Raw genomic sequence first — 25,714 nt, 5'->3', positions numbered from 1 at the left:
AAGCGGGGCCGGATTCTGCCTGTCCGGAGCTCCGGAATGGACTGGCCCTCGGAGACCTTGGCCTGCCGGGCCGGTGCCTGCTACGATCAAAAGGAAGTATGTCCTATCAAGCGAACATATAGCGGCAAAGTTGCCGTACTGCGTTTGGCTCCCGATCGGGCTGAAGCCGCAGAAAGGAACGTACCGTGGCAAACAACCTGGGTCTCAGTATCGACCGCTCCTCCCCCGTGCCCCTGTACCACCAGGTGGTCCAGGGCATAGAAGCGGCCATCTACAGTGGCGTGCTGGAACCGGGCAGCCGGCTCGACAACGAAATCGACCTTGCCGCCCAGCTGAACCTCTCGCGCCCCACCATGCGGAAGGCCATGGACGAACTGGTCCGGTCCGGGCTGCTGGTGCGGAAACGCGGCGTGGGAACCCAGGTGGTGTCAAGCCAGGTCCGGCGCCCGCTGGAGCTCTCCAGCCTCTATGACGACCTCACCAACAACGGCAAGAAACCCACCACCGAGGTCCTGAGCTTCTCCCACATTGAGGCGGACGAGGCCACCCTGTCCACGCTGCAGCTCCCGGCCGGTTCAAAGGTCTACCACTTCACCCGGCTGCGGAAAGTGGGGGGCAAGCCCCTGGCCCTGATGGAGAACTGGGTCCGCGACGACATCACGGAGATGGACGAGGCGATGCTGTCCGCCGAGGGGCTCTACGCAATCCTGCGCCGCGGGGGCGTCAACTTCCGGTTGGCCACCCAGCGGATCGGGGCAATGACCGCTAACGAATACCAGGCCGGCATGCTCGACGCCGAGCAGGGATCCGCCCTCGTCACCATGGAACGCACCGCAGTGGACGACACCGGCCGCCGGGTTGAAACCGGCCACCATGTGTACCGCGCGGATTCCTACAGCTTTGAAATGACACTCGTACAGCGCTAGTTCAAGGAGCCAACTGCATGACCAACTGGGTCTATCCCCTGGGCACAGCCGCCGACGGCAAGTGGGATGTTTCGATCGGGACGTCCGATTCCTCCCTCTCCGTGGAGGGGTGGGCACACACCGGACTGAAGGTGGCCACCCTGGCCGCAAGGGCCGACGTCGTCCTTCCCGCCGCGGCAGAGGAACGCATTGTGGTCCCGCTCAACGGCTCGTTCACCGTCACCGTGGACGGCACGGAATACCAGCTGGCGGGCCGTGCCTCCGTGTTCCACGGCCCCAGCGACGTCCTCTACTCCGGCGCGGGCCGGGAGGTCACCATCAGCTCGGCCGACGGCGGTCGCGTGGCGATTGCCACAGCACCGGCGAAGGATTCGTACCCCACCCGCCTGGTGACCGCCGTCGAGACCCCCGTGGAACTCCGCGGGGCGGGCAACTGCTCCCGCCAGGTCCACAACTTCGGGACGCCCGCCGCGCTGGAGGCCGACAGGTTCATCGTCTGTGAAGTACTCACTCCCGCCGGCAACTGGTCCTCCTATCCCCCTCACAAGCACGACGAGGAAAAGGACGGCGAGACGCAGCTGGAGGAGATCTACTACTTCGAAACGCAGGTGGCTGCCAGTTCCGCAGCCCCGGCCGACGCCGATGCCATGGGCTACCAGCGCGTGTACGCCTCCGATGAGCGCCCCATCGACGTGTCCGCCGAGGTGCGTACGGGCGATGTTGTCCTGGTGCCTTACGGCTGGCACGGCCCCGCCATGGCGGCCCCGGGCTATGACCTGTACTACCTGAACGTCATGGCCGGCCCGGGACCGGTTCGCGAGTGGCTCATCAGCGACGATCCGCACCACGGCTGGGTGCGCCAGACGTGGGACGGACAGGACATCGACCCCCGGCTGCCGTTCGGCGCCTGAACGCCGCGCGGGCCCTGGACGCCGTCCGGCACCCCCTCCCCCGATGGCAGGGTGGAGTCGTCAGCCATCCAGCCCTGCACATCTGGACGAAGACTCACACTTTGAGGGCGACTCACACTTTGAGGGCGTCTTCGACGTCCGACGGCGCCGCTTCCAGGACTCCCGCCGGTGTCTTGCTGCGCCTGGCGCCAGCCGCTGCGAAAGCCATGACCGCCAGGCCCAGCACTGTAATGCCCGCTCCTGCCCAGATGGGCGAGGTGTAGCCGAGCCCTGCAGTAATGGTGACGCCGCCAAGCCACGCGCCCAGTGCGTTGCCCACATTGAACGCCCCGATGTTTGCACCGGAGGCCAGGGTGGGGGCGCTGCTGGCGTAGTTCATCACCCGCATCTGTAGGCCGGGTACGGTGGCGAAACCGAAGCCGCCCATAAGTACCAGTGAGGCCACAGTGAGCACCTGGCTGGTGGCCGTGAGGGCAAAGACGACGAGGATGGCGGTAAGGGCCGCGAGAACCACCAGCAGGGTGCGGTCCAGGTTCCGGTCAGCCGCTTTTCCGCCGAGCGTGTTGCCCGCGAAGAGCCCCAGGCCGAAAAGGATCAGGAGCCAGGGCACCGTGCCGGCAGCGAAACCGGACACTTCGGTGAGGGTGTAGGCGATGTAGGTGAAGGCGCCGAACATGCCCCCGAAACCGAGGATGGTCACCACAATCGAAAGCCATACCTGCCCGGAGCGGAAGGCCCGCAGTTCGCCGCGCAGCCCTCCGGTTTCGCCCCGCGCTCCGGCTGCCTTGGGGACGAGCGCCAGGATCCCGGCGAGCGCCAGGAAACCGATGATGGTGATGGCCCAGAAGGTGGCACGCCAGCCCGCAGCCTGGCCCAGGAGGGTGCCGAGCGGCACACCCAGGACGTTGGCCGCCGTCAGGCCGGTAAACATCAGCGCGATGGCGCCCGCCTTCTTCGCAGGGGCAACCATGCCTGCCGCCACCACCGAGCCGATGCCGAAGAAGGCGCCGTGGGCCAGCGCCGCGACAACCCGGCCTGCCATCATGGGCCAGTAGTCGGCTGCGGTGGCCGACAGCAGGTTGCCTGCGATGAACAGGACCAGCAGCGCCGCCAGCACCGGCTTCCGCTGGAAACGGGTGACGGCCGCGGTGAGGCCCAGGGCGCCCACCACCACCGCCAGCGCGTAGCCGGAAATGAGCCAGCCCGCTTCCGCTTCGGTGACACCGAAGTCCGCTGCCACCTCGGGCAGCAGGCCCATGATCACAAACTCCGTAAGTCCAATTCCAAAGCCTCCAAGGGCCAGTGCTATCAATCCGACAGGCATGCCGGTACTCCTCCGTGTTGTGTGGGGACGCGCATGTTGGTGTGCGCAGGATTGCGCGTAAACTAGTTGCAGGCGCGGGATTTATTGTTGCACACGCAAATATACCGCGCAAGCAACTATCTGGGTGAGGAGTACCACCATGGGCATTAAGGACGACGCCGTTGAGGTCCGCGCGCAAGGCTGGCGCACGCTTGCGGCCCTCCACGGCCTCATCGAGACGGAATTGGAGCGCTCCCTCCAGTCCCGGTACAAGCTATCGGTCGTGGAATACACGGTCCTGGATGCCCTGAGCAGGCAGGACGGCTGGCACATGCGGATGCAGCAGCTGGCCCGCGCTTCTGCTTTGAGCCCCAGTGCCACCACCCGGCTGGTCAACCGGCTGGAGGACAGGGGCCTGCTGACACGCATCCTGTGCGCTGACGACCGCCGGGGAATCTATACGGAGCTGACGCCCACAGGCCTCAGCCTCCTTGAGGAAGCGAGGCCGGTGCACGACGCCACCCTCGAACGTGCGCTGGGGGCGGCGCAGGACATCCCTGAGCTGGCCCCCCTGGTGGACGCGCTACCCAAGCTGCACGCAGTTTCCTGACCCGTCAAGGTCGCTCAGGACATTTGGCTGGCCGTAGCTCCTGCCACCCACACCGGGAGGCCGCTGGCCAGGGACTCCTGGGCGGCGTCTGCCACCCGGGAGGCGGCCACAGCGTCCTCGGGCGTGCACGGGTTGTCCCGCTCGCCCAGGACAAGCTCAACGAAGGCGGCCATTTCGGAACGGTATGCCTGGTCGAAACGCTCGGCGAAGGTCCTGTGCGGCTCACCCGAAGGGAAAACGACGCCGGGTTCGGCCGAGGCCATGGCGGTCTTTTCGTCCAGGCCCACCGTCAGCGACCGGCTGGACCCCTGGATTTCCAGGCGCACGTCATGGCCCGCCCCGTTGTACCGCGTGGCCGAAACCGTGCCTACCGTCCCGTCGTCGAACGTCACCAGCGCCAGGGCCGTATCCACGTCCCCTGCTTCGCCGATTGCCGGGTCACCGTTGTTGGAGCCCTTGGCGTAGACCTCGACGATCTCGCGGCCCGTCAGCCAGCGCAGGATGTCGAAGTCGTGGACCGAGCAGTCCCGGAAGAGTCCACCGGAGGTTGCCAGGAACTCCACGGGCGGCGGAGCCATGTCGCAGGTGACCGCGCGCAGGGAGTGGATCCATCCAAGCTCGCCGGCCTGGTACGCCCGCCGTGCCTCAAGGTATCCGGCATCGAAACGCCGCTGGTGGCCGATCTGGACCACGCCGTTGTTGTCCCGGATGTAGTCCAGGACCGGCAGGGCGTCCGCAACGTTCATGGCCACCGGCTTTTCGCAGAAGACCGGGATGCCAGCGTCCACTCCCGCCTTGATCAGCTCGGGATGGGTCGCGGTGCCCGTGGCCACCACCAGGCCGTCAATGCGGGAGGCGAGCAGTGCATCCACGGAAGAAAGGTACTCGGCGCCGAGGCCCGCGGCAACGTTCCGGGCATGCTCTTCAGCCACGTCCGTGAGGCGGAGGGTCACGTTAATTCCCTTCGGATTCAACACCTCGTTGAGGGCGGCGATGTTCTGGGCGTGCATGACGCCGATCCGGCCTACGCCGACCAAGCCAAGCGCTACATTCTTCATGATTTTTCCTCTGCATAGACGGTAAAAGCGGTCCGGAAGGCGTCGAGGGCTGCGTTGCTGTCATCCTTCGCCCACGCCTCCATGCCTACTGTGCCCTCATAGCCGGCCTCGGCCAGGGCCCGGGCCACAGCCGCGTAGTTGATTTCCCCGGTGCCCGGCTCGCAGCGTCCGGGAACGTCCGCCACCTGGATTTCACCGATGTAGTGCATTGCCGACCTCACCAGTTCGATGAGGTTCCCCTCCCCCAGTTGGGCGTGGTAGAGATCCAGCATCAGTTTGGCGTTCGGGTGCCCCGCGGCCTCCACCAGTGCGAGGGTGTCCTTGGCGCGTGCCAGCGGAATGCCGGGATGGTCGACGATTGTGTTCAGGTTCTCCAAGCAGAACGTCACGCCGTGCTTTTCGCCCAGGGCGCCCAGCCGCTGCAGGGTGCGCGCGCCCGTTGCCCACATGCGGCCGGTGGAGCGGTATGCCGGGCGGGCGGCGCGGCCGTCCACCAGTTCAGCCGGGTGCACCACCATGCGGCTGACGCCGAGCTCGACGGCGGTGGGGATCAGCGCTTCAGCTGACCGCACCACGTCGTCGGCCGTGTCCGGGTCCACCAGGCTGCCGGACGTGTAGCCGGTCATGGAGGAGAAGACGGCCCCGGTAGCTTTCAGTGCCCGGACGTCCTTGGTCCGGGAATCCCAGAGTTCGACGTCGAATCCCGCCTCATGGATCCTGCGCACCCGTTCCAGGAACGGCAGGTCCAAAAAGACCATCTCGGCGCAGACGGCCAGGCGCATCAGAGGGCTGCCTTCTCGCTGACGATGACGGGGGCCCCGCGTTTGACCGATTCGATGCAGGCCAGGGCCATAGCCAGGGCACGGCGGGCATCGGCGGCGCCGGGCGTCAGCGTGAAATCGGGCGACGGCGACGGCGACGGCACGCCGTCGCGCTTTGCCCGCACGGCCGCGGCGAAGTCGGCGAGTTCGTCCGTGTAGGCCTGGCGGAACAGCTCCACGTTGAGGCGCGGTGTATCCGCCGAAAGTCCTTCTGCGGTGTAGCGCCGGGCCGCCGTTTCGGTGGACCGGCCGGCCTGCACCATGCCTTTGGAGCCGAAGACTTCGCCACGGACGTCGTACCCGTAGAGTGCACTGAAGTTTGCTTCGGCCACCGCCACGGCGCCGTTGCTGTACCGGATGGTCACCACGGCGGTGTCCAGGAACCCCTGGTCGCGCAGGGACGGCTCCACGAGCGCATCGGCCACGGCGTAGACCTCCACGGCTTCGGCCCCCTCGTTGAACCAGTTGAGGGTGTCGAAGTCATGGATCAAGGTTTCAAGGAAGATTGTCCAGGCCGGGACCCTGGCCGCGTTGGGGATGCTTCCGGTCCCGGGGTCGCGGGTCAGCGAGCGCAGGAGCTGCGGGGTTCCTGCGGTTCCGGCGGCGAGGTCCTTCTTCGCTGCCTTGAAGTCATCGGCGTACCGGCGGTTGAATCCGATCTGGAACAGGATGCCCGCCTCGTCCACGGCGGCGAGCGCGGCGTCGAGTTCAGCGAGGGTCTGGCCGGCGGGCTTCTCGCAGAAAACGTGCTTCCCGGCGGCGGCCGCCTGCGCGATGAGTGACGAGTGGAACCGTGCAGGGCTGGCGATGATCACGGCGTCAATCTCCGGATCGGCCAAGATGTCATCAGCGCTGGCCGTCACCTTGGCAGTACCCAGCTCCAGGGCAAGGTTCTGCGCGGACTCGAGGTTGGGGTCGGCGATGGCGGCCAGGTCAGCGCTGGGGACGCGGCGGGCAATGCTTTCGGCATGGAACGCACCCATCCAGCCTGAGCCGATAAGACCGATCCGTACCGGTACTGGGCCCGCCGTGGGGTTCTGGGTGATGTAAGCCAAGGGCTCGTCCTTTCGGTGTACTTACAGGAATGGGTCAGGCGGGCGAATTGCCTTCACCGGGAGATTGGAGTCGGGCACGCGTGCCGCGGGCAGGCGTGCAGGCGTGCAGGCGCCATCAGTAGATGACCTTCGTGAAGGCATCTTCGCTGTGCAGCGACCGGATCATTGCCTGGGCAACCTGGGATGCCCGCAAACCGTCCTCTCCCGTGGCAAGCGTGGCCGGTTCACCGAGTTCGAGCGAGGAGATCCATGCCTGCAGCTCGAGCCGGTAGGCGTCGGCGAAGCGGGGACGCCAGTCAGCGGGAATCCGTGAGCGCCGTTGGCCTTCCTCCCGCACGGGCAGGTCCGCCGGTTCCGGCAGGGCGGTGGTGCCCCGCTCCGACACAACCTCACACGCGGTTGTGTAGCCGTACTGTGCATTGAGGAACAACTCCAGGGTGGCCAGGGTTCCATCTGCCAGGCGGAACAGCATGAACGCCGGGTCCTGGAGGCCTCCGCCGGCGTAGCGGGAACTCCGGCCCGCCTGCCACGAGACTTCCGCGATGGGCGAGTCCAGCAGCCAGGGGACGATGTCCAGTTCGTGGATGGCGGAATTGGTGATGGCGGATTCGGCTGTGGTGCCGGGACCCGCCGAGGCGTTGCGGCTGGTGCAGTGGACTATCAGCGGCTCGCCCTGGACCCGGTCCTGCACTGACTGGCGCAGAGCCACGTAGCCCGGGTCGAAGCGCCTCATGAAACCCATTGACAGCAGCTTGGCACCAGTTGCTGCAAAGATGTCCGCCTCAGCCTCCACCACCTCGAGGCTCTCGAGGAGCGTAGGGGCCAGGGGCTTCTCGCAGAGCACGGGCATCATCGCTTCAAAGCATTCCAACACCAGCCCGGCGTGGGTGGAATCGTGGGAAGCAATAACGACGGCGTCCACCTCACTGGAGTTGATCAACTCCGACGGGTCGGTGGTGGTCCGGGCCGCCGGAGGCGCGGCCGCCGCTGCACGCCCGGCGTCGAGGTCTGCCACATAGGTGACTTCGGCGCCGCTGATGGTGGTGGAGAGGTTCCTGATATGGTCTGCACCCATGACACCGGCGCCGATGACGCCAACCCGGATGGTCATGATGTTTCCCGTCTGCTTGTGGTTCCTTTTGCGCCTTGGCATGGCGATTGGGGGCCTGTCCGGTTATTTCCGGCAGGCCCCCATGCCCGTCCCTGCTAGGCGTGCCGGGGGCTGCTTTCCTTTGGTGCTTCTGACGTGTGGGTCACGTCCGCGACCTCGGCCTGCACTTCCTTGACGACGTCGCTGTGGCCGCCGAGCTGCTCGAGCTCATGGGCGAGCTCTGCGAGTTCGGCGCCACCGGCCATCTGAGCGGTGAGCTCGTCCAGGGTGATGTCTTTTTTGTCGTAGTAGCCGATCGACTTGCCGCGTTTGAGCAGGAGGAACCGGTCGCCCACTGGGAAAGCGTGATGCGGATTGTGGGTGATGAAGATGACCCCGAGGCCGCGGTCACGGGCCTGGAGGATATAGCGCAAAACGACGCCTGACTGCTTCACGCCGAGCGCCGCCGTCGGCTCGTCCAAAATGAGGACCTTGGCGCCGAAGTAAACAGCCCGCGCGATGGCGACACACTGCCGCTCACCGCCCGAGAGCTGCCCGATGGGCTGTTCCACGTCGCGGAGGTCGATGCCCATCTCGGCCAGTTCCTTGAGCGTGATGGCCTTCATCTTCTCGACGTCCATGCTCTTGAACGGGCCGAACCCGCTGGTCAGTTCCGAGCCGAGGAAGAAGTTGCGCCAAATCGGCATCAGGGGCACCACCGCGAGGTCCTGGTACACGGTGGCAATGCCTGCATCCAAAGCATCACGGGGGGAAGAGAACGTCCGTTCCTCGCCCATGATGTTCAACACCCCTGCGTCATGCTGGTGCAGGCCTGCGATGATCTTGATCAGAGTGGACTTGCCTGCACCGTTGTCGCCAAGGACGCAGGTGACCCGGCCGTTGTCCACGGCCATGGTGACGTCGCTCAGGGCAATGATGTTGCCGTAATGCTTGCCCACGCCCTCGAGGGAGAGCAGGTGGACTGGGGTATGGGTTAGGGGGTCCCGTTCGTTCTGGAGCAGCGTTTGCTGGTCTATTTCATGTGCGTTCATTTTTCCGGCCCCTTACTTCAGTTCTGCGCGGCGCTTGACGATGAGGTTGACGATGGTGGCCAGGAGCAGCATCAGGCCCAGGAAGAACTTGAACCAGTCAGGGTTCCACTGCGCATAGACGATGCCCTTGTTGGCCATGCCGAAGATGAAGGCTCCAATAGCACCGCCGATCGCAGAACCGTAACCACCGGTCAGGAGGCAGCCTCCGATCACCGCGGCGATGATGTAGAGGAACTCGTTGCCCACGCCTTCACCGGACTGCACGGTATCGAAGGCGAAGAGGTTATGCATGCCGAGGACCCAGCCACAGAATCCCACGCCCATAAACAGGCCGATCTTGGTGGCCTTGACCGGCACACCCACCGCGCGGGCCGCGTTCTCGTCACCTCCGACGGCGAAGATCCAGTTCCCAACCCGGGTCCGCATCAGCACCCAGGTGGCTACGGCGACGAGTGCAATCCAGATGAAGACCGTGATTTTTACTTCAATGCCGGCGATGTTCACCGCGGAGGCGAAGACACCGCGGGCGGTATCGAAACCATCCATGTTGGAGATTGACGGCGATGAGACGGAACCACCAATCAGACGCGTGAGGCCGAGGTTCAGGCCGGTCAGCATCAGGAAGGTTGCGAGGGTGACGATAAAGCTTGGCAGCTTGGTCTTCATCAGGATCCAGCCGTTGATGAAGCCGATACCGAGGGACACCAGCAAAGCCAGGAGGACCCCTACCCAGACATTCGTGCTGAAGTACCAGCTGAACATCGACGCCGTCAGCGCCGATGAAATCACGGCGACACCAGTGGAAAGATCAAACTCTCCGCCGATCATCAGCAGCGACACCCCTACGGCCATAATTCCGATTGTGGAGCTGCCATAAAGAATGGTCGCCAGCGCATTGGGCTGGGTGAACGTCGGGGACACCAACGCGAAGAAGACAAAAAGGACAATTGCGCCCACCAGGGCACCGACTTCAGGCCGGCCGAGGAGCTTCTGCAAGGGACTGCGCTTGGCGACGCGCTCATCGGTCGCCGGTGATGCAATCTTGGTCTGGGTGATGGTCATGATGTTTCTCCTTGCTGCCGGGCCGGCGCTGGCCGGCCCGGCAAGCGGGCTGTTAGCGGATTCCCTGTTCGGCGAACTTCAGGACTTCGGTTGCATTGGACTTGTCGACGATTGCCGGACCGGTGAGGACGGACTGTCCGCCACCGAGCTTGAAGCCGCCCCGCTTGTTCTGCCACAGCGCATCCACTGCGCCGTAGCCCTGCAGCCAAGGCTGCTGGTCCACGGTGAACAGTACGCTGCCATCAGCAACCTTCTGCGCGAGTTCCTTGTTCAGGTCGAAGCTGGCAACCTTGGCCGAGCTTCCGGCCGTAGACACTGACTTCATGAGCGTCAGCGTGATGGGCGCGCCGAGGCCGATGATGACGTCAGCATCCGCGGAAGCCTGGAGCTTTGCGGTCGCCGTCGATTCAACAGACGTCATGTCTGCACCGTTGACATACAGGATTTCGGTGCCGGGCACTTTGGCCTTCACACCGGCGCACCGGGCCTCGAGCCCCACGTGCCCCTGCGCCTGGATGACGCAGACCGGGTGCTTGTAGCCGCCCTCGGCCAGTTTGGAACCCACTGCTTCCCCGGCGAGCTTCTCATTCGAGCCGAAGTGGGTGAACGCCCCGAGCTGGGCAGAAGCCGCTTCGCCGGCATTAAAGCTGACGATCGGGATTCCCGCATCAGAGGCCTTCTTGAGGGCACTCTTCAGTGCGTCGGGAGTGGCCAGCGTTACCGCGATCCCGTCCACCTTCTGGTCCACCGCCTGCTCGATCAGCTGCGCCTGACGGCCGGCCTCAGGATCTGACGTGTAGAGCAGTTCGACATTGTCCTTTGCTGCAGCTTCTTCTGCGCCCTTACGGACGGTATCCCAGAAGGTGTCACCAGCGGGGGCGTGCGCAATCAGTGCTATTTTCATCCGCTCGGTGGTGGCAACCTGGCCACCACCGCCTCCTGTGCCAGTCTCGGGGGTCCGTCCACCACCGCTTGAACATGCGCTTAAGGCCAGCATTGGAACTACTGCTGTCACCAGAGCCGCTTTACGCCAAGAAAAATTAGCCACCATAATCTCCTTTGATCTCAGGTCCCGCGCTGCCATTTTGCAACCTCCGGGGCACTGCCTACCTCGATCATGGTGATCTATTTCACGAATGTCAATACTTTGTCCTGACATTAGGATGTTTAGACCAAACCTGGACGCTCGGCCTCCTTGCACCCTCAGTCGGGTAGCGGACCAGTGGTTCCCCGGACAACCAATGTCGGCGCAATAAGGGTCCGCCCTGAGCTTGGGGCACCGCTTTCTATCCGCGCGAGCAGCACCTTAGCCGCGTCCTTGCCCACAAGGTCGCTTCGGTTGTCCACCGAGGTCAACTCCAGATAGCGGGACTTGGCGAGGGTTGAGTTGTCATATCCGATCACGGAAATTTGGGACGGGACGGCCAAGCCGCGCGCCTTGATGGCTCCGAAGGCACCCAGCGCCATGGTGTCGTTGGCAGCGAAAATAGCCGTTGTGTCCGGATGGTGGTCCAGCAGCCAGCAGGCCGACGCGTACCCATCCTCCTCCGACGTACCCCCCGCCTCCCCAACGACGTGCATATCCGCGCCCGCCTCCCGGAGGCGGCCGGCAAAACCGGCGCGGCGGTGGGCGGCGGCGCCGCCGAACCCCGACAGGTGCCCAATCCTGGTGTGGCCGAGACCCAGGAGGTGGTCGGCAGCCATGGCGCCGCCGCCGTCGTCGTCATTGGTGATCAGGTCCGCGCCGACAGGCACGCCGTTCCGCCACCCTGCCACCACCGTGGGCACACCTGCGCCGGCGAGCATTGACGCGCTGGGCTCAGCCGCAATCACCAAACCGTCAACATGCATGGCAAGCAGGCCGTCCACGGCTTCGCTGATCCGGTTCTCGCCGGGCCGGGAGTCAGCCAGCATCACCCGGTAGCCTTCCTCCGTCAGCACGGACTCCATGCCCCGCAGCAGGTCCACGAACCACAGGTTCCGGTAGTCGTCGATCACGAGGCCTATGCTCTTCGTCCGACTGCTGGCGAGGGCCGTGGCTGCCCGGCTGGGGCGGTAGCCAAGTTCCGTAATTGCCGCTTGCACAGCGTCGCGCCGCTTCTCGCTTACCCGCACGGGATTCTGCAGCACCAGCGAAACCAGCGAGGGCGAGACGCCCGCCTGCTTTGCCACGTCATAGATGGTGGGGCGCCGGGTTCTGGAGCGATCATGCGTCATGAAAAAGCCTTTCATCTCTGGGTTGAGAATATCCCGGCCGATCATTGACAGGACAAATAGACATAGCTACGCTCAAGGCCAGCGTAAAAATTGTAGCGCTACAAAACGCCGTCGGACGTTCCATGTCGCGGCTGAATTTCAAAGGAGAAATCAATGGCTGAAAGCCTTGGTGTAGCCGTCATCGGTGCAGGCATGGCGGGCAAGGCCCACGCTGCCGCATACCGGACGGCGTCCGCCCTCTACAGCCCGGTCCTTCCTCCGGTGCGCTTGGTTTCGATCGGTGACGTCAATGCCGAATTCGGCTCCCTGGCCGCCCGGCGCTTCGGTTACGAGCGTAACGACACCTCATGGCAGGCAATCGCCGAAGCCGATGATATCGACGTGGTCAGCGTCGTCATCGCCAACGCCCTCCACCGTGAGGTTGTTGAGGGCCTGCTGGCCGCCGGCAAGCACGTGCTGTGCGAGAAGCCCCTGAGTGATTCCATGGAAGACGCCCGGGCCATGGCTGACGCAGCCCGCAGCGCGTCCAGTATCGCGCGGATCGGGTTCACCTTCCGCCGCACACCGGGCATCGCCTATATCCGGGACCTCATCCGGACCGGGGTGCTCGGCAACGTCCTGCACTTCAGCGGCCGCTACTGGACGGATTACGGCTTCAGCCCCTCCGCTCCCATGAGCTGGCGCTATAAAGGCGGCCCCGGCTCAGGCGCCCTCGCCGACGTCGGATCCCACCTGACGTACATTTCCGAGTTCCTGTGCGGCGACATCAAGTCCGTTTCCGGCGGTCAGCTCAGCACGGTCATCAACAAGCGGCCACTGCCGCTCGCTGCTGTGATGGGCCATGACCATGCCCCTGTCAGCGACACCTTCGAAGCCGTCGAGAACGACGACTATGCCGCTTTCAATGCGGAATTCGCCACGGGCGCCGGCAGCTTTGAAGTCTCCCGCGTTGCGGCCGGACACGCCAACAGCCTCCAATTCGAGGTGTTCTGCGAAAACGGTGCCGCAAAGTTCGACCAGCGCCGTCCGTCCGAAATCCAGCTGTTCCTCAACGACGGCTCCGGCAACGAAAATGGATACCGGCAGGTCATCCTGGGCCCGGGCCACCCATATATCGCCGGCGGGCTCGCAATGGACGCCCCCGAAGTGGGCTTTGGCCAGAACGATGCCTTTGGCTACCAGGCACGTGCATTCCTCGAAGAGATTGCCGGCCTCAGCGAAGAAGAGTCGCTCCCCCGCTGCGCCACGTTTGACGAGGGCGTGCGGAACATGGAACTGCTGGGCGCCGTCACCGAATCCGCCCTTAGCAACGGAAAGAAAATCACGCTATGAAACTCGGCGTCTACAACGCGATCCTGCATGACCGTCCACTTCCCGAAGCGCTGAAGGTCATAGCCGATCTTGGCCTCACTGGCATTGAAATCAACACGGGCGGATTCCTGCCCGCCGTCCATGTCCCCACCATGGACCAAATCCTGGAAAGCGACACCGCGCGCGACGACTACCTTGCGATTTTCGAAGGCACCGGCGTCTCGATCGCCGGCCTGAACTGCAACGGCAACCCGCTGCACCCCAAGCGTGAGATCGGTAAGAAGCACGCCGAAGACATCCGCCGTTCCATCCGGCTGGCACACCGCCTGGGGCAGAACCGGGTGGTGACCATGTCCGGCCTGCCCGGAGGCGAACCGGGCGCCACCACCGTCAACTGGGTGGTCAACGCCTGGAACTCGGCTGCGCTGGATGTACTGGACTACCAGTGGGGCGTGGCAGCGGAGTTCTGGAAGGAAACTGACCGCCTTGCTGCTGACCACGACGTCAAGGTGGCTCTTGAGCTGCACCCCCAAAACCTCGTTTTCAACACCGCCGATGTCCGCAAACTTATCGAGCTTACGGGTGCAACACACGTCGGAGTGGAACTTGATGCCTCCCACCTGTTCTGGCAGCAGATGGATCCGGTAGCTGTGGTCCGCGAACTCGGCCCCCTGGTGTTCCAGGCCGCAGCAAAGGACGTCCGCGTGAATACGGAAAACGCGGCGCTCTACGGCGTGCTGGACAACAGTTTCCGTCGGCTCTCCCCGGAGGAGAACCGCACCAACCTTGGCGGCGATGAATGGGCCAACGAGTGGCCCAAGAACTCCGCCTGGGACTTCGTGGCCTTGGGCCGCGGGCACGACACAGCCTTCTGGACGGAGTTCCTTCGCGCACTGCACGAGGTAGATCCGGACATGCTGGTCAATATCGAGCACGAGGACGTTTCGCTGGGCAGGATCGAAGGACTGGAAGTAGCCGCCAAAGTTTTGAAGGACGCTGACGCAGCCCTCGCAGCCTCGTTGAACCCGACCGCCTGATAACCCGAGGGACACCCTGACAGCAGGAGGGCGGCGCAAACGCGTCGCCCCTCCTGCTGTTTTCCGTTCATTCCACCCGAACAATAAATCCAACAGGCAAAGGAGACGAATGATGCGAATCGGCGTTGTGGGCTATGGAGCAGGCGGCCGGTACTTCCATGCCCCGTTTGTGGAAGCGGCCGACGGCGTGGAACTCGCCGGGGTGGTGGCCAGGTCGGCGGTCAACCGGGCACACGTGGAACAGGACTATCCGGGCCTTCCGGTCTACGGCAGCCTTGCCGAAATGCTGGCAACAGGGGTGGATGCAGTAACCATCACTACGCCGCCGCACACCCGCAGGGATCTGGTCTTGGAAGCTATCAGCGCTGGTGTCCACGTTGTGGCGGATAAGCCCTTCGCGCCCACAGCGAAAGACGCCAGGGAGCTGGAACACGCAGCCAGCCAGGCCGGGGTTTTCCTGAACGTTTATCACAACCGGCGGCGGGATGCCGATATCATTACTCTCGCGAACGTCCTTGCATCAGGGAAACTCGGTGAGCTGTGGCGTGTCCACTCGACGATGGATCAGGACAACGCGGACACCTTGGAACTTGGTGCCAGTGGCGGACTCCTCCGGGATCTTGGCAGCCACCTTGTGGACCAGATGCTGTGGCTCCTGGGTCCGGCCAGCTCCGTTTATGCAACCCTTGACTGGACGGACCGCTTCAGGGAACGGACGGACTGCGGCTTCGTCGTCACCATGAGGCATGCATCCGGAGTTGTCTCCACAGTGTCCGCCAGCAAACTGAACCATTCAAGTACCAGGGAACTGCGCGCTTACGGCAGCAACGGCAGCTATGTGGCAACAGGTGCGGATGTCCAGGCCGAGGCTCTGTTCGCAGGCCGCCGTCCTGCGGCGGAACCGGCGGCGTGGGGAATTGATGCCCCGGAAAACTGGGGGACGCTTTCTTTACAGGGAGGGCGCGAGGTTATCGCCTCAGCCCAGGGAAACTACGCCGGCTTCTACGTGGAATTCGCCCGCGCTGTCAGGGGAGAAGGCCCCGAACCGGTACCGGCGGCTGAAGGGATCAGGACTCTGGAGGTTCTTGACGCCGCCCGCGAAAGCGCGTTGCGCAACACGGTGATTGCGCTCTAGCACCGCCGTCACCCTGGAGGCAGAAACGCCCGACGCCGGCAGGCGTCGGGCGTTTCTTGTGGCACCTGCTGCGCCGCCCCGTTTTGGGGGCCTTAGGCGTCCACGCGGGAGCGTTCCTTGAACAGGTGCTCGAGCTCCTCGAGGGACTTGTCCTTGGTTTCCGGGACCACCCGCTTGACCCAAACGATGGCGCCGAGCTGCAGTGCCACAAAGATGAGGAACGTAGCCGAAACACCGGTCCACGCAACCATCTGTGGGAAAAAGAAACCAATGAGGAAGTTGACCATCCACAGCACAAAAACGCAGATACCCATAGCAACGCCACGGACGTGCATCGGAAAGATCTCGGACATGGTCAGCCAGGTGACGGTGCCAATGCAGCCCTGCATGGAGGCCAGGAACGTCACCATGAACAGCAGGACCAGGTAGCCGCGCAGGGTGCTTGCCGGCAGGGCGAAGGAGATGATCGCGATCGCCAGCAGGGACGAGGACGTGCCGCACAGTCCCACAATCAGCATGGGTTTACGGCGTACGCGCGACATCAGGTACATACCTATAACCACGGCCACCACAGAAGTGATGCCGTTGAGGACATTCGCGATCAGTGCGCCACGGTCGCCGAATCCTGACGAGGACAGGATGGACGTCCCGTAGTACATGATCGCGTTCACACCGCTGATTTGGTTGATGATCGCCATGCCGAGACCCACCACGAAGATCCTGCGGATCCACGGGACGGTGAGGTCCTTGACCGTGCCGAGTTTTGCCTGGTAATCCTCGCGGGCCGCCTGCCGCACCTCGTCGAACTCTGCTGACACGTCCCCGGCAGCGCGAGTGGAGCGCAGCACCTCCAGGACGGCGCCGAACCTGCCGGCGGACGCAAGCCAGCGAGGGCTTTCCGGCAGGACGAGCATCCCGAACCAGAGCACCACGGCCGGCAACGTAGCGATCACGAGCATCCAGCGCCAGATGTTCGCTTCTTCAGGAAACGCGTTACCCAGCACCGCGTTGAACGTGAAGGCCAGGAACTGCCCGGTAACGATCATCAGTTCGTTCTGCGTGACGATGCGGCCGCGCTGGGCCGCCGGCGACATCTCCGCGAGGTATACCGGGACGATCACCGACGCACCACCCACGGCGAGGCCCAACAAGGTCCTTGCCGCTATCAGCAGTTCAGTACTCGGCGAAATAGTGCAGAAGATGGTGGCGACGACGAAAATCAGCGCCAGCCCCATGATGGTTTTCCGCCGGCCGAAGCGGTCCGATAAGCGTCCGGCACTGATGGCGCCAAATGCTGCACCGAAGAGGAGCGTGGAGGTGACGAGCCCTTCAGTCAGCGGAGTAAGGCCAAGATCCCGCTGCATAAAGGGCAGTGCGCCGTTGATGACGCCGGTATCGTAGCCGAACAGCAGGCCGCCGAAGGTGGAGAAGATCGCCACCTTCCGCATGAATTTCTTCGGGTCCGAGGACTTTGACGGTGTGGAGTTCCTTGCAATGCCGGGCGTTCCCGCCGCGCCCGGCGCGGTCATGGTTCCTTTGCTGTTTTCCATCGGCGCGTCCACTATTTCGTTTTGGCGATATAGTCCTGCATCGTCTCCAGCTGGTACCGGGAGACGTCCTCCGCATGCTCGTCCTCGGCAAAAACGCTGGACACCATGACCGTGTCATCCCGGTCCAGGAACCCGATTTCCTTCAGGCCACCAAAGAACTCATCCCAGTTCACGTCGCCATCGCCGATTTTCAGGTGCTGGTGGACACGGACCGGGTTGCCCGGAGGGTTGGTGATGTAGCGCAGGCCATGGGAGGCGTGATGGTCCATGGTGTCCGCCACGTGGACCAGCCGCAGCTTGTCACCTGCGGCGCGCATGATGTCCAGGGGCGCGTTCTTCATGTGGAAGCTGTGCGAAGCCACGTAGACCATGCCCACATTCTTCGAATTGACCCCGCGGATCACGCGGATGGCGGCGAGGCCCTCTTCCACAAAGTCGTCCGGGTGCGGGTCGATCAGCAGGTCGATGCCCTCCCGCTCGATGATGGGCAGCAGTTCTTCCATGGAACGGTAGAAGGCCCTTTCGGACTCCTCCGCCTTCTCCGGGCGGCCGCTGAACTCAGTGTTCATGGTGCTCACGCCAAGGTCCACGGTGATCTGGATGGCACGCTTCCAGTAGCGGACAGCCGCTTCCCTGGCATCCTCGTCCGGTCCGGACCAGCGAAGCACCGGCAGCACGGAGGCGATTTCGATTCCCGCGTCCTTGCAGGCCTTGTTCAGCTGGCGCACCAGTTCGTCATCCGCCTTGGGATGGTTGAAGAAGGGGATGAAATCGGCGTGCGGGGTCATCTGCATGTACTTGTAGCCGAGGTCCGCCACCACCTTGGGGAACTCAAGCAGGCTATGCGAGTGGTGGAACGGCGTGGGGTCAAGTGCGATTTTCACGAAAAACACTCCATCGTGGATCAGAACGGCAGGGCGGGGGCTACTTGTAGAGGTCGGGCTTTGCGGCGAGCTTCACGGCGACCTTTTCGCCGTTCTTCTGCGCTTCGACGCCTGCTTCGCAGCACGCTGCGGTGGCGTAACCGTCCCAGGCGGTTGGACCGCCAATTTCGCCCTTAAGCGCCGCGTCCACCCATGACTGGATTTCGACGTCGTACGCCGCGCCAAAGCGCTCCTCGAAGCCGGGCGTGACGTTGCCGCCCCAGTGGCCGGCGCTGCGGGTGTATGGCCCCTTGTCGCCGCCAATGTTGACAATGCCTTCTTCGAAGGAAGCCTGAGTGGCCACTTCGTAGCCGAACTTGGCGTTGACGAAGATTTCGACGTCGGCCAGGACGCCTGACTCGGTCTCGAGCAGGACGTGCTGGGGATCGTGCTGGCCTGCGGGCGCGTTCTTGGTGGCCTTGCCCAGGCGGACCTGGACACTGGTGATTTCCTCGCCGGTGAAGTAGCGGATGGCATCGAACTCGTGGACCACGGAGTCGTTGATTAGCATCTCGTTGGTGAAGCCATCCGGTGTGGTGGGGTTCCGGTGCTGGTGGTGCAGCATGAGCAGTTCGCCCAGTTCGCCGTTCCGGATGATTCCGCCCAATGCCGCGTACTCGGCGTCGAACCGCCGCATGAACCCCACCTGGATGCGCTTGTGGCCCAGCGCCACCTCGGCCTCGACGATCTTCCAGGAGGATTCGGCGTCGGGGGTCAGCGGCTTTTCGCAGAGGATGGGGATGTCCTTGGCGAGGGCCTTGAACAGGATGTCCTCGTGCAGGAAACCGGGGGTGGCGATCAGTACCGCGTTGACATCGCCGTTGTTGAGGGCTTCCTCGGCGTCGGCAAGTGCCACGGCGCCCGGGATGCCCTCGATGGCGGCCTGGGCACGGGCCAGGTCCACGTCCACGACGGCGGCAACTTCGGCTCCGTGGATGCGGGTGTTAAGGCGCTGGATGTGGTCGGCGCCCATGCGCCCGGCGCCGATGACGGCGACGCGGAGGGTTTCAGTCATTGTTTCGTTCCTTCAGTATCTGTGGCGGATGCGGGCGGTGTGGCTGTCAGTTGACGGTGGTCCGGGAACCGCAGGACAGCAGGTAGTTGCGGGTGCGCTTGGCGATCGGCATGGGCACATCGAACGCCACCGGGTACATGTCCTGTTCCACGATGCCGAAGATGGGACGGTTCAAGCCTTCCACAGCTTCGATGACCGCGCGGAGGTCCGGCAGGCCGTTCGGCGGCTCGGTCATGACGCCGGCCAGGTTGGCTGCGGCCCAGGTCATGTTTTCCTCGTTGACCTTCTTCAGGATCTCCGGGTTGATCTGCTTCAGGTGCAGGTAGCCGATGCGGTCCGGGTAGTTCTTGATCAGTTCCAGGCTGGAGGCACCGCAGTATTCGGCGTGGCCGGTGTCAAGGCACAGGTTCAGGTACTGCGGATCCGTGGCGGCCAGGAGGGTTTCGATGTCTTCCTGCGCGCCAACGTGGGAGTCGGCGTGGGAGTGGAACTGCTGCTTCAGGCCAAAGTCTTCCAGCAGGGTCTTGCCCAGGCGGTTGTGGCCGTCGAAGAGGTCACTCCAGGCCTTGTCGCTCAGGGTGCCGCTTTCCACAGCCTCACCCGTGACGTCGTCGCGCCACATGGCCGGGATGACCACAATGTGCTCGCCGCCCATTGCTGCCGTCAGTTCGGCCACCTTGCGGGCCGGCTCCCAGGCGGTCTCCCACTGGTCCAGCCCGCGGTGGAAAGCGGTGAAGACGGTGCCGGCGGTGACCTTGAGGTCGCGCTGCTTGAGCTCCTCGGCCAGGCGGGCAGGGTCGGTCGGAAGGTAGCCGTAGGGGCCCAGCTCAATCCACTTGTAGCCGGATTCGGCCACCTCGTCCAGGAACCGCTCCCACGGCGTCTGCTTGGGATCGTCCGCGAACCAGACGCCCCAGGAGTCCGGAGCGGTGCCGATGATCAGCTTGTTTTCAGTCATGACAGCGTTGTCTTTCTATTGTCGGGGTGCTCAGCTGGGATAGCGAAGGGGTCAGTCGCGCCGTCCGCGGCCTTCAGTTGCATCGTCGGCCCGGCCTGGAACGGCGTCTTCTCCGTGCGCCAGCTCGTCAGGGAGGCCTTCTGCGATTCCGTCGTGGCGGACGGCATGGCTGTCGTCGGCGTGGGACGGGAAGTTGTAGGAGGCGCCGGAGGCGTGGTGGGTTTCGGGCCAGCGGGAGGTGATGACCTTGCCGCGGGTGTAGAAGGAGACGCCTTCGGGGCCGTAGATGTGCTTGTCACCGAAGAGCGAGGCTTTCCAGCCGCCGAAGGAGTGGTAGGCCACCGGGACGGGCAGGGGCACGTTGATGCCGATCATGCCGACGGTGACGGAGCGCTGGAACTTCCGGGCTGCTGCGCCGGAGGAGGTGAAGATGGCGGTGCCGTTGCCGTAAGGGTTGGCGTTGATGAGCTTGATGCCGTCTTCGAGGGTATCCACGCGGACCACCACGAGGACGGGTCCGAAGATTTCCTCCTTGTAGGCGGTCATTTCGGTCTTGACGTGGTCGATCACGGTGGGTCCCACCCAGAAGCCGTCTTCGTGGCCGGGGACCACCAGGCCACGGCCGTCCACCACCATGGCAGCGCCGGCGGTTTCGGCTTCGGTGACGATCCTGACGATGCGTTCCTTGGAGGCCGGGGTGATGACCGGGCCCATTTCGGCGTCGGGGGCGGTGCCGTTGTTGACCTTCACGGCCAGGGCGCGCTCTTCGACCTTCTTCACGAGCAGTTCTGCGGCGTCCCCGACGGCGACGGCGACAGAGATGGCCATGCAGCGTTCACCGGCGGAGCCGAATGCGGCGGCGGCGAGGTGGTCTGCGGCGTTGTCCAGGTCGGCGTCGGGCAGGATGATGGCGTGGTTCTTTGCCCCGCCCAGGGCCTGCACGCGCTTGCCGTGCTTCGTGGCGGTCTCCTGGACGTACTGGGCAATCGGGGTGGAGCCGACAAAGGAGATGCCGTCAACGTCCGGGTGGGTCAGCAGCCCGTCCACTGTTTCCTTGTCGCCGTGCAGGACCTGGAACACGCCGTCGGGCAGCCCGGCCTCCTTCCACAGCTTCGCCAGCAGGAGGGAGGCAGAGGGATCGCGTTCGGAGGGCTTGAGGATGAAGGCGTTGCCGGTGGCGATCGCCATCGGCGCCATCCAGAGCGGGACCATCACGGGGAAGTTGAACGGGGTGATGCCCGCCACCACGCCGAGGGGTTCGCGGAAGGAGAAGACGTCGATGCCGGTAGAGACCTGGTCCGAGTAGTCGCCCTTGAGCAGGGTGGGGATACCGCAGGCGTACTCCACAACCTCCAGGCCGCGGCCGATCTCACCCTTGGCGTCGGAGAGGACCTTGCCGTGCTCGGCCGTGATCAGGGCCGCGAGGTCGTCCACGTGGGCGGCGACGAGTTCACGGAACTTGAACAGCACGGCGGTGCGCTTGGCCAGGGAGATGTCGCCCCACGTGTCGGCTGCTTTGCGGGCGGCGGCAACGGTGGCGTCCAGGTCGGCGCGGTTGGCCAAGCGCAGGGTTGCGGACACAGCACCGGTGGCCGGGTTGTAGACGGGAGTGCTTCGGTCACCTTCACCGGCGGTTTCGGCGCCATTGATGAAGTGGTTGATGGTGGTGGTCTCAGTGGTGGTGGCAGTCATTGGACTCTTCCTTGAGTAGCGGAGAAAGGGGGTCAGCCGAGCAGTTTGCGCTGGCGGGACTTGTGGTCGGCGTAGGTCTGGAAGGCCTGCTTGGTGGATTCCAGTTCGGAGACCTGGGAGACGGGCACGTCCCACCAGGATTCAGAGGACGGCGCGTCCAGCAGCGGATCGGATTCGACGTGGATCAGGATCGGTCCACCGCGCTCGGGTGCGGCCTTGGCATCGCGGATGGCCTGTTCGAGTTCGGCGATGACCTTCTCCCCCGGTTCGATCCGGATCACCTTTACACCCAGCGACTGTGCGTTCAGGGCCAGGTCAACGGGCAGAGTCTCGCCTTCGTCGAAGCTGTGGTGTTCCTCATCCAGTGCCCGGTACTTTGTGCCGAACCGCTGCGAGCCGAGGGATTCGGACAGGGAACCGATGGAGGCGTAGCCGTGGTTCTGGATCAGGACGACGATCAGCTTGATGCGTTCGGCGACGGCGGTGACGAGTTCGGTGTGCATCATCAGGTAGGAACCGTCCCCCACCATCACGACGACGTCCCGCACCTGATCGCCTGACCCGCCTGCCGCCGTCGTGCTTGCCGCTTCGGCGAGGGCCGCGCGCTTGACGCCGAGGCCGCCGGGGATCTCGTACCCCATGCAGGAGTAGGCGTATTCGACGTGGTAGCCGAAGGGGTCGCGGACGCGCCACATCTTGTGCAGGTCACCGGGCAGCGACCCTGCCGCGCAGATGACCACGTCGCGGGGGTCCATGGCCCGGTTGGTGGCGCCGATGATTTCATTCTGCGCCGGCAGCGGGGTGTAGCGGGTGTCGAAGGCTTCATCCACGGTGGCGTCCCAGCGCTTCTTCTCCGCCGCGACGCGTCGCTCAAGGTCGCCGCCCACGCGGTAGCCGCCGAGGGCTGCGTTGAGCTTGACCAGTGCCTTGCGGGCATCGGCGACAATCGGCAGCGTGGTGCCGTGCTTGTACGCGTCGATCGGGGCGACGTTGATGTTGATGAAGCGCACGTCCGGGTTCTGGAACGCCGTCCGGGACGCGGTGGTGAAGTCCTCGTAGCGGGTGCCGATGCCGATGATCAGGTCCGCCTCGGCAGCGATGGCGTTCGCCGCCGTCGTGCCGGTGGAACCGATGGCACCCAGGCTGAACTTGTGGTCCCAGGGCAGGACGCCGACGCCTGCCTGCGTGTTGCCCACCGGGATACCGGTCAGCTCCACGAACTTCGCCAGCTCGTCGTTGGCGTAGGCGTAGAGGATGCCGCCGCCGGCGATGATCAGCGGGCGCTTCGCGGCACGGATCGCCTCGGCGGCGCGGCGGATGTCGTCGTCGTCCGCCTCCGGTCGGCGGATCCGCCACTCCCGCTCGGCCAGGAATTCCTCGGGCACGTCGAAGGCTTCGGCCTGGACGTCCTGCGGCAGCGAAATTGTCACCGCTCCCGTCTCGGCCGGGTCGGTGAGCACCCGCAGGCCGTGGTGGAAGGCGGAGAACAGCTGCTCGGGCCGGTTGACCCGGTCGAAGAACTTGGACAGCGGCCGGAACGCGTCATTGACCGTCAGGTCGTAGGCGTAGGGCTGCTCGAGCTGCTGCAGCACCGGGTCCGCGGCGCGGGTGGCGAACGTGTCACTGGGCAGCAACAGCACCGGCAGCCGGTTGGTGGTGGCCAGCGCGGCGCCGGTCAGCAGGTTGGAGGAGCCCGGGCCGATGGAGGTGCTGACCGCGAACGTCTGGCGACGGCGGGTGTGCCGGGCATACCCCACGGCCTGGTGGACCTGGGCCTGCTCGTTGCGTCCCTGGTAGTACGGCATGATGGCCGGGTCCAGTTGCTGGTACTGCTTCAGCGCCTGGCCCACGCCTGCCACGTTGCCGTGCCCGAAAATGCCGAACGTTCCCGGGATCAGGCGCTCCCGGTAGTCCACCCCGTTGACCGAGTCCACGGTGTACTGCTTGGAAAGGTATTCGACGACGGCCTGCGCCACCGTCATCCGGCGGGCTCCCTGTACTGGTGCCATGGTGGGTCTACTCCGATGCTTCTGAAGTGTGGTTGAGAAGGGAAGCGGCGGTGGCGACGGCGCCTGCCACGTCCCCGTCAGCGGGATACAAGAGGGTCCGGCCAACGGTCAGGCCCTGCACTCCGGGAAGGGCAAGGGCTGCCTGCCAGCTGGCGAAAACTTCATCCTGGCTGCTGTCCGGGTCCCCGCCCAGGAGCACCGTAGGCATGGTGGTGGCCGCCATAACGCGTTCCATCTCCGCCACGACCGGCAGCTTCATCCAGGTATAGGCGCTCGTGGAGCCCAAGCCCTCGGCGATGGCAATCGACTTGATCACGGCGTTCGGCGTGAGGTCATTGCGGACCCTGCCGTTTTCGCGGACCGAAAGGAAGGGCTCCACCATGGCGATGAGCTTCCGCTCGGCCAGCGAGTCAATGGCCTTGGCGGTAGCTTCGAGGGTCACCACCGTGTCGGGGTCGCCCAGGCAGATCCGGGTCAGCATCTTGCCGCCGTCCGCACCCAAGGCTTCGAGCGCTGCAGCGGTGTGGCCGGTGAAGCGGTCGTCGAACTCATTGACCAGCCCGGCAAGGCCGCCGCGGTTCATGGAGCCGAAGACCAGCTTGCCGTTCAGTGCACCGAGCAGCAGCAGGTCATCCATGATGTCCGGCGAGGCCAGGACACCGTCAACGGCCGGGTTGGCCAGCGCGATCTGCAGCCGGTCCAGCAGCTGCCGGCGGTCCGCCATGGCCACCGGGTCGCTGCCGACGGCAAGGGCGCCGCGGGCGGGGTGGTCGGCTGCGACGATGAAGTTCTGCCGGCCGGACTTCACGCCGGGATGGCGGCGGCGGGCTTTGGCGGCCCGGGCTACGGCATCCGGGTCTTCGAGCCGGATGGTGCTCAGGTGCTCATAGCGGCGGGGGTCGTCGTTGACGGCCTGGTTCGAGGCGAGAGGCGTAAGGGTCACAGTGCTGCTCCTTCAGTGGCAAGCTGCTCAGAGGTGCCGGGAACACTGCCGGGAACCGGGCGGCCGCGTTCGGCCAGCAGCGACGTGACCTCATCCGGCGTCGGCATGGCGTCGGCGCAGGAGAGGCGGGAGGCGACGATCGCGCCGGCGGCGTTCGCGTAATCGAGGACCTGGGCAAGCGGCCAGCCGGACAGCAGTCCGTGGCAGAAGGCGCCGCCGAAGGAGTCGCCGGCGCCCAGGCCGTTGACGGTTTCCACCGGGACCGGGGCGGAGACCACGCGCTCGGTGCGGGTCTTGGCCATCACGCCTGCCGGTCCAAGCTTGACGACGGCGATTTCCACGCCCGCTGCCAGGAGCCGGTCCGCCTGCTCATCCGGAGTGCCCTCCCCCACAGCCACGGCACACTCCTTGTCATTGCCGATGGCAACGGTGACATGCGGGAGGATCTTGGCCACTTCGGCCCGGGCTTCCTCTTCCGAGTCCCAGAACATGGGCCGGTAGTCCAGGTCCAGGATGGTGAACTGGCCCTCGGCCAGGGCGGTGCGCGGCCGGGCCTCATGGGCGGCAAGGTGCGCGCTGCGGCTGGGCTCCTGGCACAGGCCCGTTACCGTGGACCAGAAAATACCGGCCTCGCGGATGGCATCAAGGTCCAGCTCCTCTGCCCTGATCTGCAGGTCCGGAGCAGTGGGGAACCGTCCGTAGAAGTAGAGCGGGAACTCGTCCGTAGCCGGCTTGATGGCGCAGAAGGTCACGGCCGTCGGATACTGCGTGACGGATGATACGAAGGTGTCATCGACGTTGAACTTGTGCAGTTCGCGGTGGAGGTACTTTCCGAACGCATCGTCCCCGGTGCGGGTAATCACACCCGTCCGGCGGCCATGCCGGGCGGCAGCGACGGCGACATTGGACGGAGAACCGCCAAGGTACTTCCCAAAGGACGTCACGTCCTCCAGGTCAACCCCAATGTCGTTCGGGTAGATATCAACGCTGATGCGCCCGATCGTAAGAAGCTCGTGGGTCACGGTAATCGTGGACC

Annotated in this window: 22 protein-coding genes and 1 pseudogene; 6 read left to right on the top strand and 17 right to left on the bottom strand. The window is 64.7% G+C overall.

The window, feature by feature from the left end:
• The first annotated feature begins 185 nt into the window (after positions 1–185).
• Together KTR40_RS04185 and iolB are read left to right on the top strand one after the other, a co-directional pair.
• Entirely contained in the window at positions 186–926 is a 741-nt protein-coding gene (locus KTR40_RS04185) for a GntR family transcriptional regulator (protein WP_228405352.1), read from the top strand.
• Positions 927–943: 17 nt separating this feature from the next.
• Complete coding sequence (gene iolB / locus KTR40_RS04180) at positions 944–1,837, top strand: 5-deoxy-glucuronate isomerase (protein ID WP_139028189.1); 894 nt, start codon at positions 944–946, stop codon at positions 1,835–1,837.
• A 112-nt stretch (positions 1,838–1,949) separates the two neighbouring features.
• Here iolB and KTR40_RS04175 read toward each other — a convergent pair whose 3' ends face one another.
• Positions 1,950–3,161 (bottom strand): MFS transporter, encoded by a 1,212-nt coding sequence (locus tag KTR40_RS04175; protein ID WP_228405351.1) that lies wholly within the window; start codon positions 3,159–3,161, stop codon positions 1,950–1,952.
• 139 nt (positions 3,162–3,300) lie between these two features.
• On the opposite strand from KTR40_RS04175, the gene KTR40_RS04170 reads away from it, so the two are divergent.
• Complete coding sequence (locus KTR40_RS04170) at positions 3,301–3,750, top strand: MarR family winged helix-turn-helix transcriptional regulator (RefSeq protein ID WP_139028187.1); 450 nt, start codon at positions 3,301–3,303, stop codon at positions 3,748–3,750.
• Positions 3,751–3,764: 14 nt separating this feature from the next.
• Here KTR40_RS04170 and KTR40_RS04165 read toward each other — a convergent pair whose 3' ends face one another.
• The 8 genes from KTR40_RS04165 to KTR40_RS04130 all read right to left on the bottom strand — a co-directional run bounded on the left by KTR40_RS04165 (position 3,765) and on the right by KTR40_RS04130 (position 12,105).
• Positions 3,765–4,808, bottom strand: coding sequence for a Gfo/Idh/MocA family oxidoreductase (locus KTR40_RS04165; RefSeq protein ID WP_228405350.1), 1,044 nt, complete (start codon positions 4,806–4,808; stop codon positions 3,765–3,767).
• The gene (locus tag KTR40_RS04160) at positions 4,805–5,590 is read right to left on the bottom strand and encodes a TIM barrel protein (RefSeq protein WP_228405349.1); all 786 of its coding nucleotides are present in this window, start codon (positions 5,588–5,590) and stop codon (positions 4,805–4,807) included. Before KTR40_RS04160 ends, KTR40_RS04165 begins: the two co-directional genes overlap by 4 nt.
• The gene (locus KTR40_RS04155; protein WP_228405348.1) at positions 5,590–6,684 is read right to left on the bottom strand and encodes a Gfo/Idh/MocA family oxidoreductase; all 1,095 of its coding nucleotides are present in this window, start codon (positions 6,682–6,684) and stop codon (positions 5,590–5,592) included. Before KTR40_RS04155 ends, KTR40_RS04160 begins: the two co-directional genes overlap by 1 nt.
• A 115-nt stretch (positions 6,685–6,799) precedes the next feature.
• The gene (locus KTR40_RS04150; protein ID WP_228405347.1) at positions 6,800–7,795 is read right to left on the bottom strand and encodes a Gfo/Idh/MocA family oxidoreductase; all 996 of its coding nucleotides are present in this window, start codon (positions 7,793–7,795) and stop codon (positions 6,800–6,802) included.
• Between the two features lie 95 nt (positions 7,796–7,890).
• Positions 7,891–8,826: an ATP-binding cassette domain-containing protein gene (locus tag KTR40_RS04145; RefSeq protein ID WP_228405346.1), complete on the bottom strand. Its 936-nt coding sequence runs from the start codon at positions 8,824–8,826 to the stop codon at positions 7,891–7,893.
• 12 nt (positions 8,827–8,838) lie between these two features.
• Positions 8,839–9,888, bottom strand: coding sequence for an ABC transporter permease (locus KTR40_RS04140; RefSeq protein ID WP_228405345.1), 1,050 nt, complete (start codon positions 9,886–9,888; stop codon positions 8,839–8,841).
• Positions 9,889–9,940: 52 nt separating this feature from the next.
• Positions 9,941–10,936 carry a substrate-binding domain-containing protein gene (locus KTR40_RS04135; protein WP_228405344.1) on the bottom strand — a complete coding sequence of 332 codons (996 nt, stop codon included), beginning with the start codon at positions 10,934–10,936 and terminating at the stop codon, positions 9,941–9,943.
• A gap of 155 nt (positions 10,937–11,091) precedes the next feature.
• Positions 11,092–12,105: a LacI family DNA-binding transcriptional regulator gene (locus tag KTR40_RS04130; RefSeq protein WP_228405343.1), complete on the bottom strand. Its 1,014-nt coding sequence runs from the start codon at positions 12,103–12,105 to the stop codon at positions 11,092–11,094.
• A 153-nt stretch (positions 12,106–12,258) separates the two neighbouring features.
• On the opposite strand from KTR40_RS04130, the gene KTR40_RS04125 reads away from it, so the two are divergent.
• The 3 genes from KTR40_RS04125 to KTR40_RS04115 all read left to right on the top strand — a co-directional run bounded on the left by KTR40_RS04125 (position 12,259) and on the right by KTR40_RS04115 (position 15,588).
• Entirely contained in the window at positions 12,259–13,437 is a 1,179-nt protein-coding gene (locus KTR40_RS04125) for a Gfo/Idh/MocA family protein (RefSeq protein WP_228405342.1), read from the top strand.
• Positions 13,434–14,453 carry a sugar phosphate isomerase/epimerase gene (locus tag KTR40_RS04120; protein WP_228405341.1) on the top strand — a complete coding sequence of 340 codons (1,020 nt, stop codon included), beginning with the start codon at positions 13,434–13,436 and terminating at the stop codon, positions 14,451–14,453. The genes KTR40_RS04125 and KTR40_RS04120 overlap by 4 nt, the downstream gene beginning before the upstream one ends.
• 112 nt (positions 14,454–14,565) lie before the next feature.
• Complete coding sequence (locus KTR40_RS04115) at positions 14,566–15,588, top strand: Gfo/Idh/MocA family protein (RefSeq protein WP_228406020.1); 1,023 nt, start codon at positions 14,566–14,568, stop codon at positions 15,586–15,588.
• 92 nt (positions 15,589–15,680) lie between these two features.
• On the opposite strand, the gene KTR40_RS04110 is transcribed toward KTR40_RS04115, so the two are convergent.
• The 8 genes and pseudogenes from KTR40_RS04110 to iolC all read right to left on the bottom strand — a co-directional run bounded on the left by KTR40_RS04110 (position 15,681) and on the right by iolC (position 25,700).
• On the bottom strand, positions 15,681–17,138 hold the full coding sequence (locus KTR40_RS04110) for a sugar porter family MFS transporter (RefSeq protein ID WP_228405340.1): 1,458 nt from the start codon (positions 17,136–17,138) through the stop codon (positions 15,681–15,683).
• A gap of 11 nt (positions 17,139–17,149) precedes the next feature.
• Complete coding sequence (locus tag KTR40_RS04105) at positions 17,150–18,022, bottom strand: sugar phosphate isomerase/epimerase family protein (protein WP_228405339.1); 873 nt, start codon at positions 18,020–18,022, stop codon at positions 17,150–17,152.
• 40 nt (positions 18,023–18,062) lie between these two features.
• Complete coding sequence (locus KTR40_RS04100; RefSeq protein ID WP_228405338.1) at positions 18,063–19,076, bottom strand: Gfo/Idh/MocA family protein; 1,014 nt, start codon at positions 19,074–19,076, stop codon at positions 18,063–18,065.
• 46 nt (positions 19,077–19,122) lie between these two features.
• Positions 19,123–20,034, bottom strand: coding sequence for a sugar phosphate isomerase/epimerase (locus KTR40_RS04095; RefSeq protein WP_228405337.1), 912 nt, complete (start codon positions 20,032–20,034; stop codon positions 19,123–19,125).
• 180 nt (positions 20,035–20,214) lie between these two features.
• Positions 20,215–21,726, bottom strand: a pseudogene (locus tag KTR40_RS04090) (CoA-acylating methylmalonate-semialdehyde dehydrogenase); the annotation flags it as partial.
• A gap of 32 nt (positions 21,727–21,758) precedes the next feature.
• Positions 21,759–23,708, bottom strand: a complete 1,950-nt coding sequence (gene iolD, locus KTR40_RS04085; RefSeq protein WP_228406018.1) for a 3D-(3,5/4)-trihydroxycyclohexane-1,2-dione acylhydrolase (decyclizing) — start codon at positions 23,706–23,708, stop codon at positions 21,759–21,761.
• A gap of 34 nt (positions 23,709–23,742) precedes the next feature.
• The gene (locus KTR40_RS04080; RefSeq protein WP_228405336.1) at positions 23,743–24,678 is read right to left on the bottom strand and encodes a deoxyribose-phosphate aldolase; all 936 of its coding nucleotides are present in this window, start codon (positions 24,676–24,678) and stop codon (positions 23,743–23,745) included.
• Entirely contained in the window at positions 24,675–25,700 is a 1,026-nt protein-coding gene (iolC, locus tag KTR40_RS04075) for a 5-dehydro-2-deoxygluconokinase (RefSeq protein WP_228405335.1), read from the bottom strand. Before iolC ends, KTR40_RS04080 begins: the two co-directional genes overlap by 4 nt.
• Positions 25,701–25,714: the final 14 nt, after the last annotated feature.

It is taken from the genome of Pseudarthrobacter sp. L1SW, assembly GCF_020809045.1.
Lineage (GTDB): Bacteria > Actinomycetota > Actinomycetes > Actinomycetales > Micrococcaceae > Arthrobacter.
The sequence above is the reverse complement of the archived record's forward strand: the minus strand, read 5'-3'. Positions and strand labels throughout refer to the sequence as shown.

Coding starts and splice junctions, on each gene's coding strand:
- KTR40_RS04170 (WP_139028187.1), top strand. CDS start 3,301: ATGGGCATTAAGGACGACGCCGTTGAGGTCCGCGCGCAAGGCTGGCGC.
- KTR40_RS04145 (WP_228405346.1), bottom strand. CDS start 8,826: ATGAACGCACATGAAATAGACCAGCAAACGCTGCTCCAGAACGAACGG.
- KTR40_RS04110 (WP_228405340.1), bottom strand. CDS start 17,138: ATGGAAAACAGCAAAGGAACCATGACCGCGCCGGGCGCGGCGGGAACG.
- KTR40_RS04120 (WP_228405341.1), top strand. CDS start 13,434: ATGAAACTCGGCGTCTACAACGCGATCCTGCATGACCGTCCACTTCCC.
- KTR40_RS04095 (WP_228405337.1), bottom strand. CDS start 20,034: ATGACTGAAAACAAGCTGATCATCGGCACCGCTCCGGACTCCTGGGGC.
- KTR40_RS04125 (WP_228405342.1), top strand. CDS start 12,259: ATGGCTGAAAGCCTTGGTGTAGCCGTCATCGGTGCAGGCATGGCGGGC.
- iolD (WP_228406018.1), bottom strand. CDS start 23,708: ATGACGGTGGCGCAGGCCGTCGTCGAATACCTTTCCAAGCAGTACACC.
- KTR40_RS04100 (WP_228405338.1), bottom strand. CDS start 19,076: ATGACTGAAACCCTCCGCGTCGCCGTCATCGGCGCCGGGCGCATGGGC.
- KTR40_RS04150 (WP_228405347.1), bottom strand. CDS start 7,795: ATGACCATCCGGGTTGGCGTCATCGGCGCCGGTGTCATGGGTGCAGAC.
- KTR40_RS04115 (WP_228406020.1), top strand. CDS start 14,566: ATGCGAATCGGCGTTGTGGGCTATGGAGCAGGCGGCCGGTACTTCCAT.
- iolB (WP_139028189.1), top strand. CDS start 944: ATGACCAACTGGGTCTATCCCCTGGGCACAGCCGCCGACGGCAAGTGG.
- KTR40_RS04165 (WP_228405350.1), bottom strand. CDS start 4,808: ATGAAGAATGTAGCGCTTGGCTTGGTCGGCGTAGGCCGGATCGGCGTC.
- KTR40_RS04140 (WP_228405345.1), bottom strand. CDS start 9,888: ATGACCATCACCCAGACCAAGATTGCATCACCGGCGACCGATGAGCGC.
- KTR40_RS04175 (WP_228405351.1), bottom strand. CDS start 3,161: ATGCCTGTCGGATTGATAGCACTGGCCCTTGGAGGCTTTGGAATTGGA.
- KTR40_RS04160 (WP_228405349.1), bottom strand. CDS start 5,590: ATGCGCCTGGCCGTCTGCGCCGAGATGGTCTTTTTGGACCTGCCGTTC.
- KTR40_RS04130 (WP_228405343.1), bottom strand. CDS start 12,105: ATGACGCATGATCGCTCCAGAACCCGGCGCCCCACCATCTATGACGTG.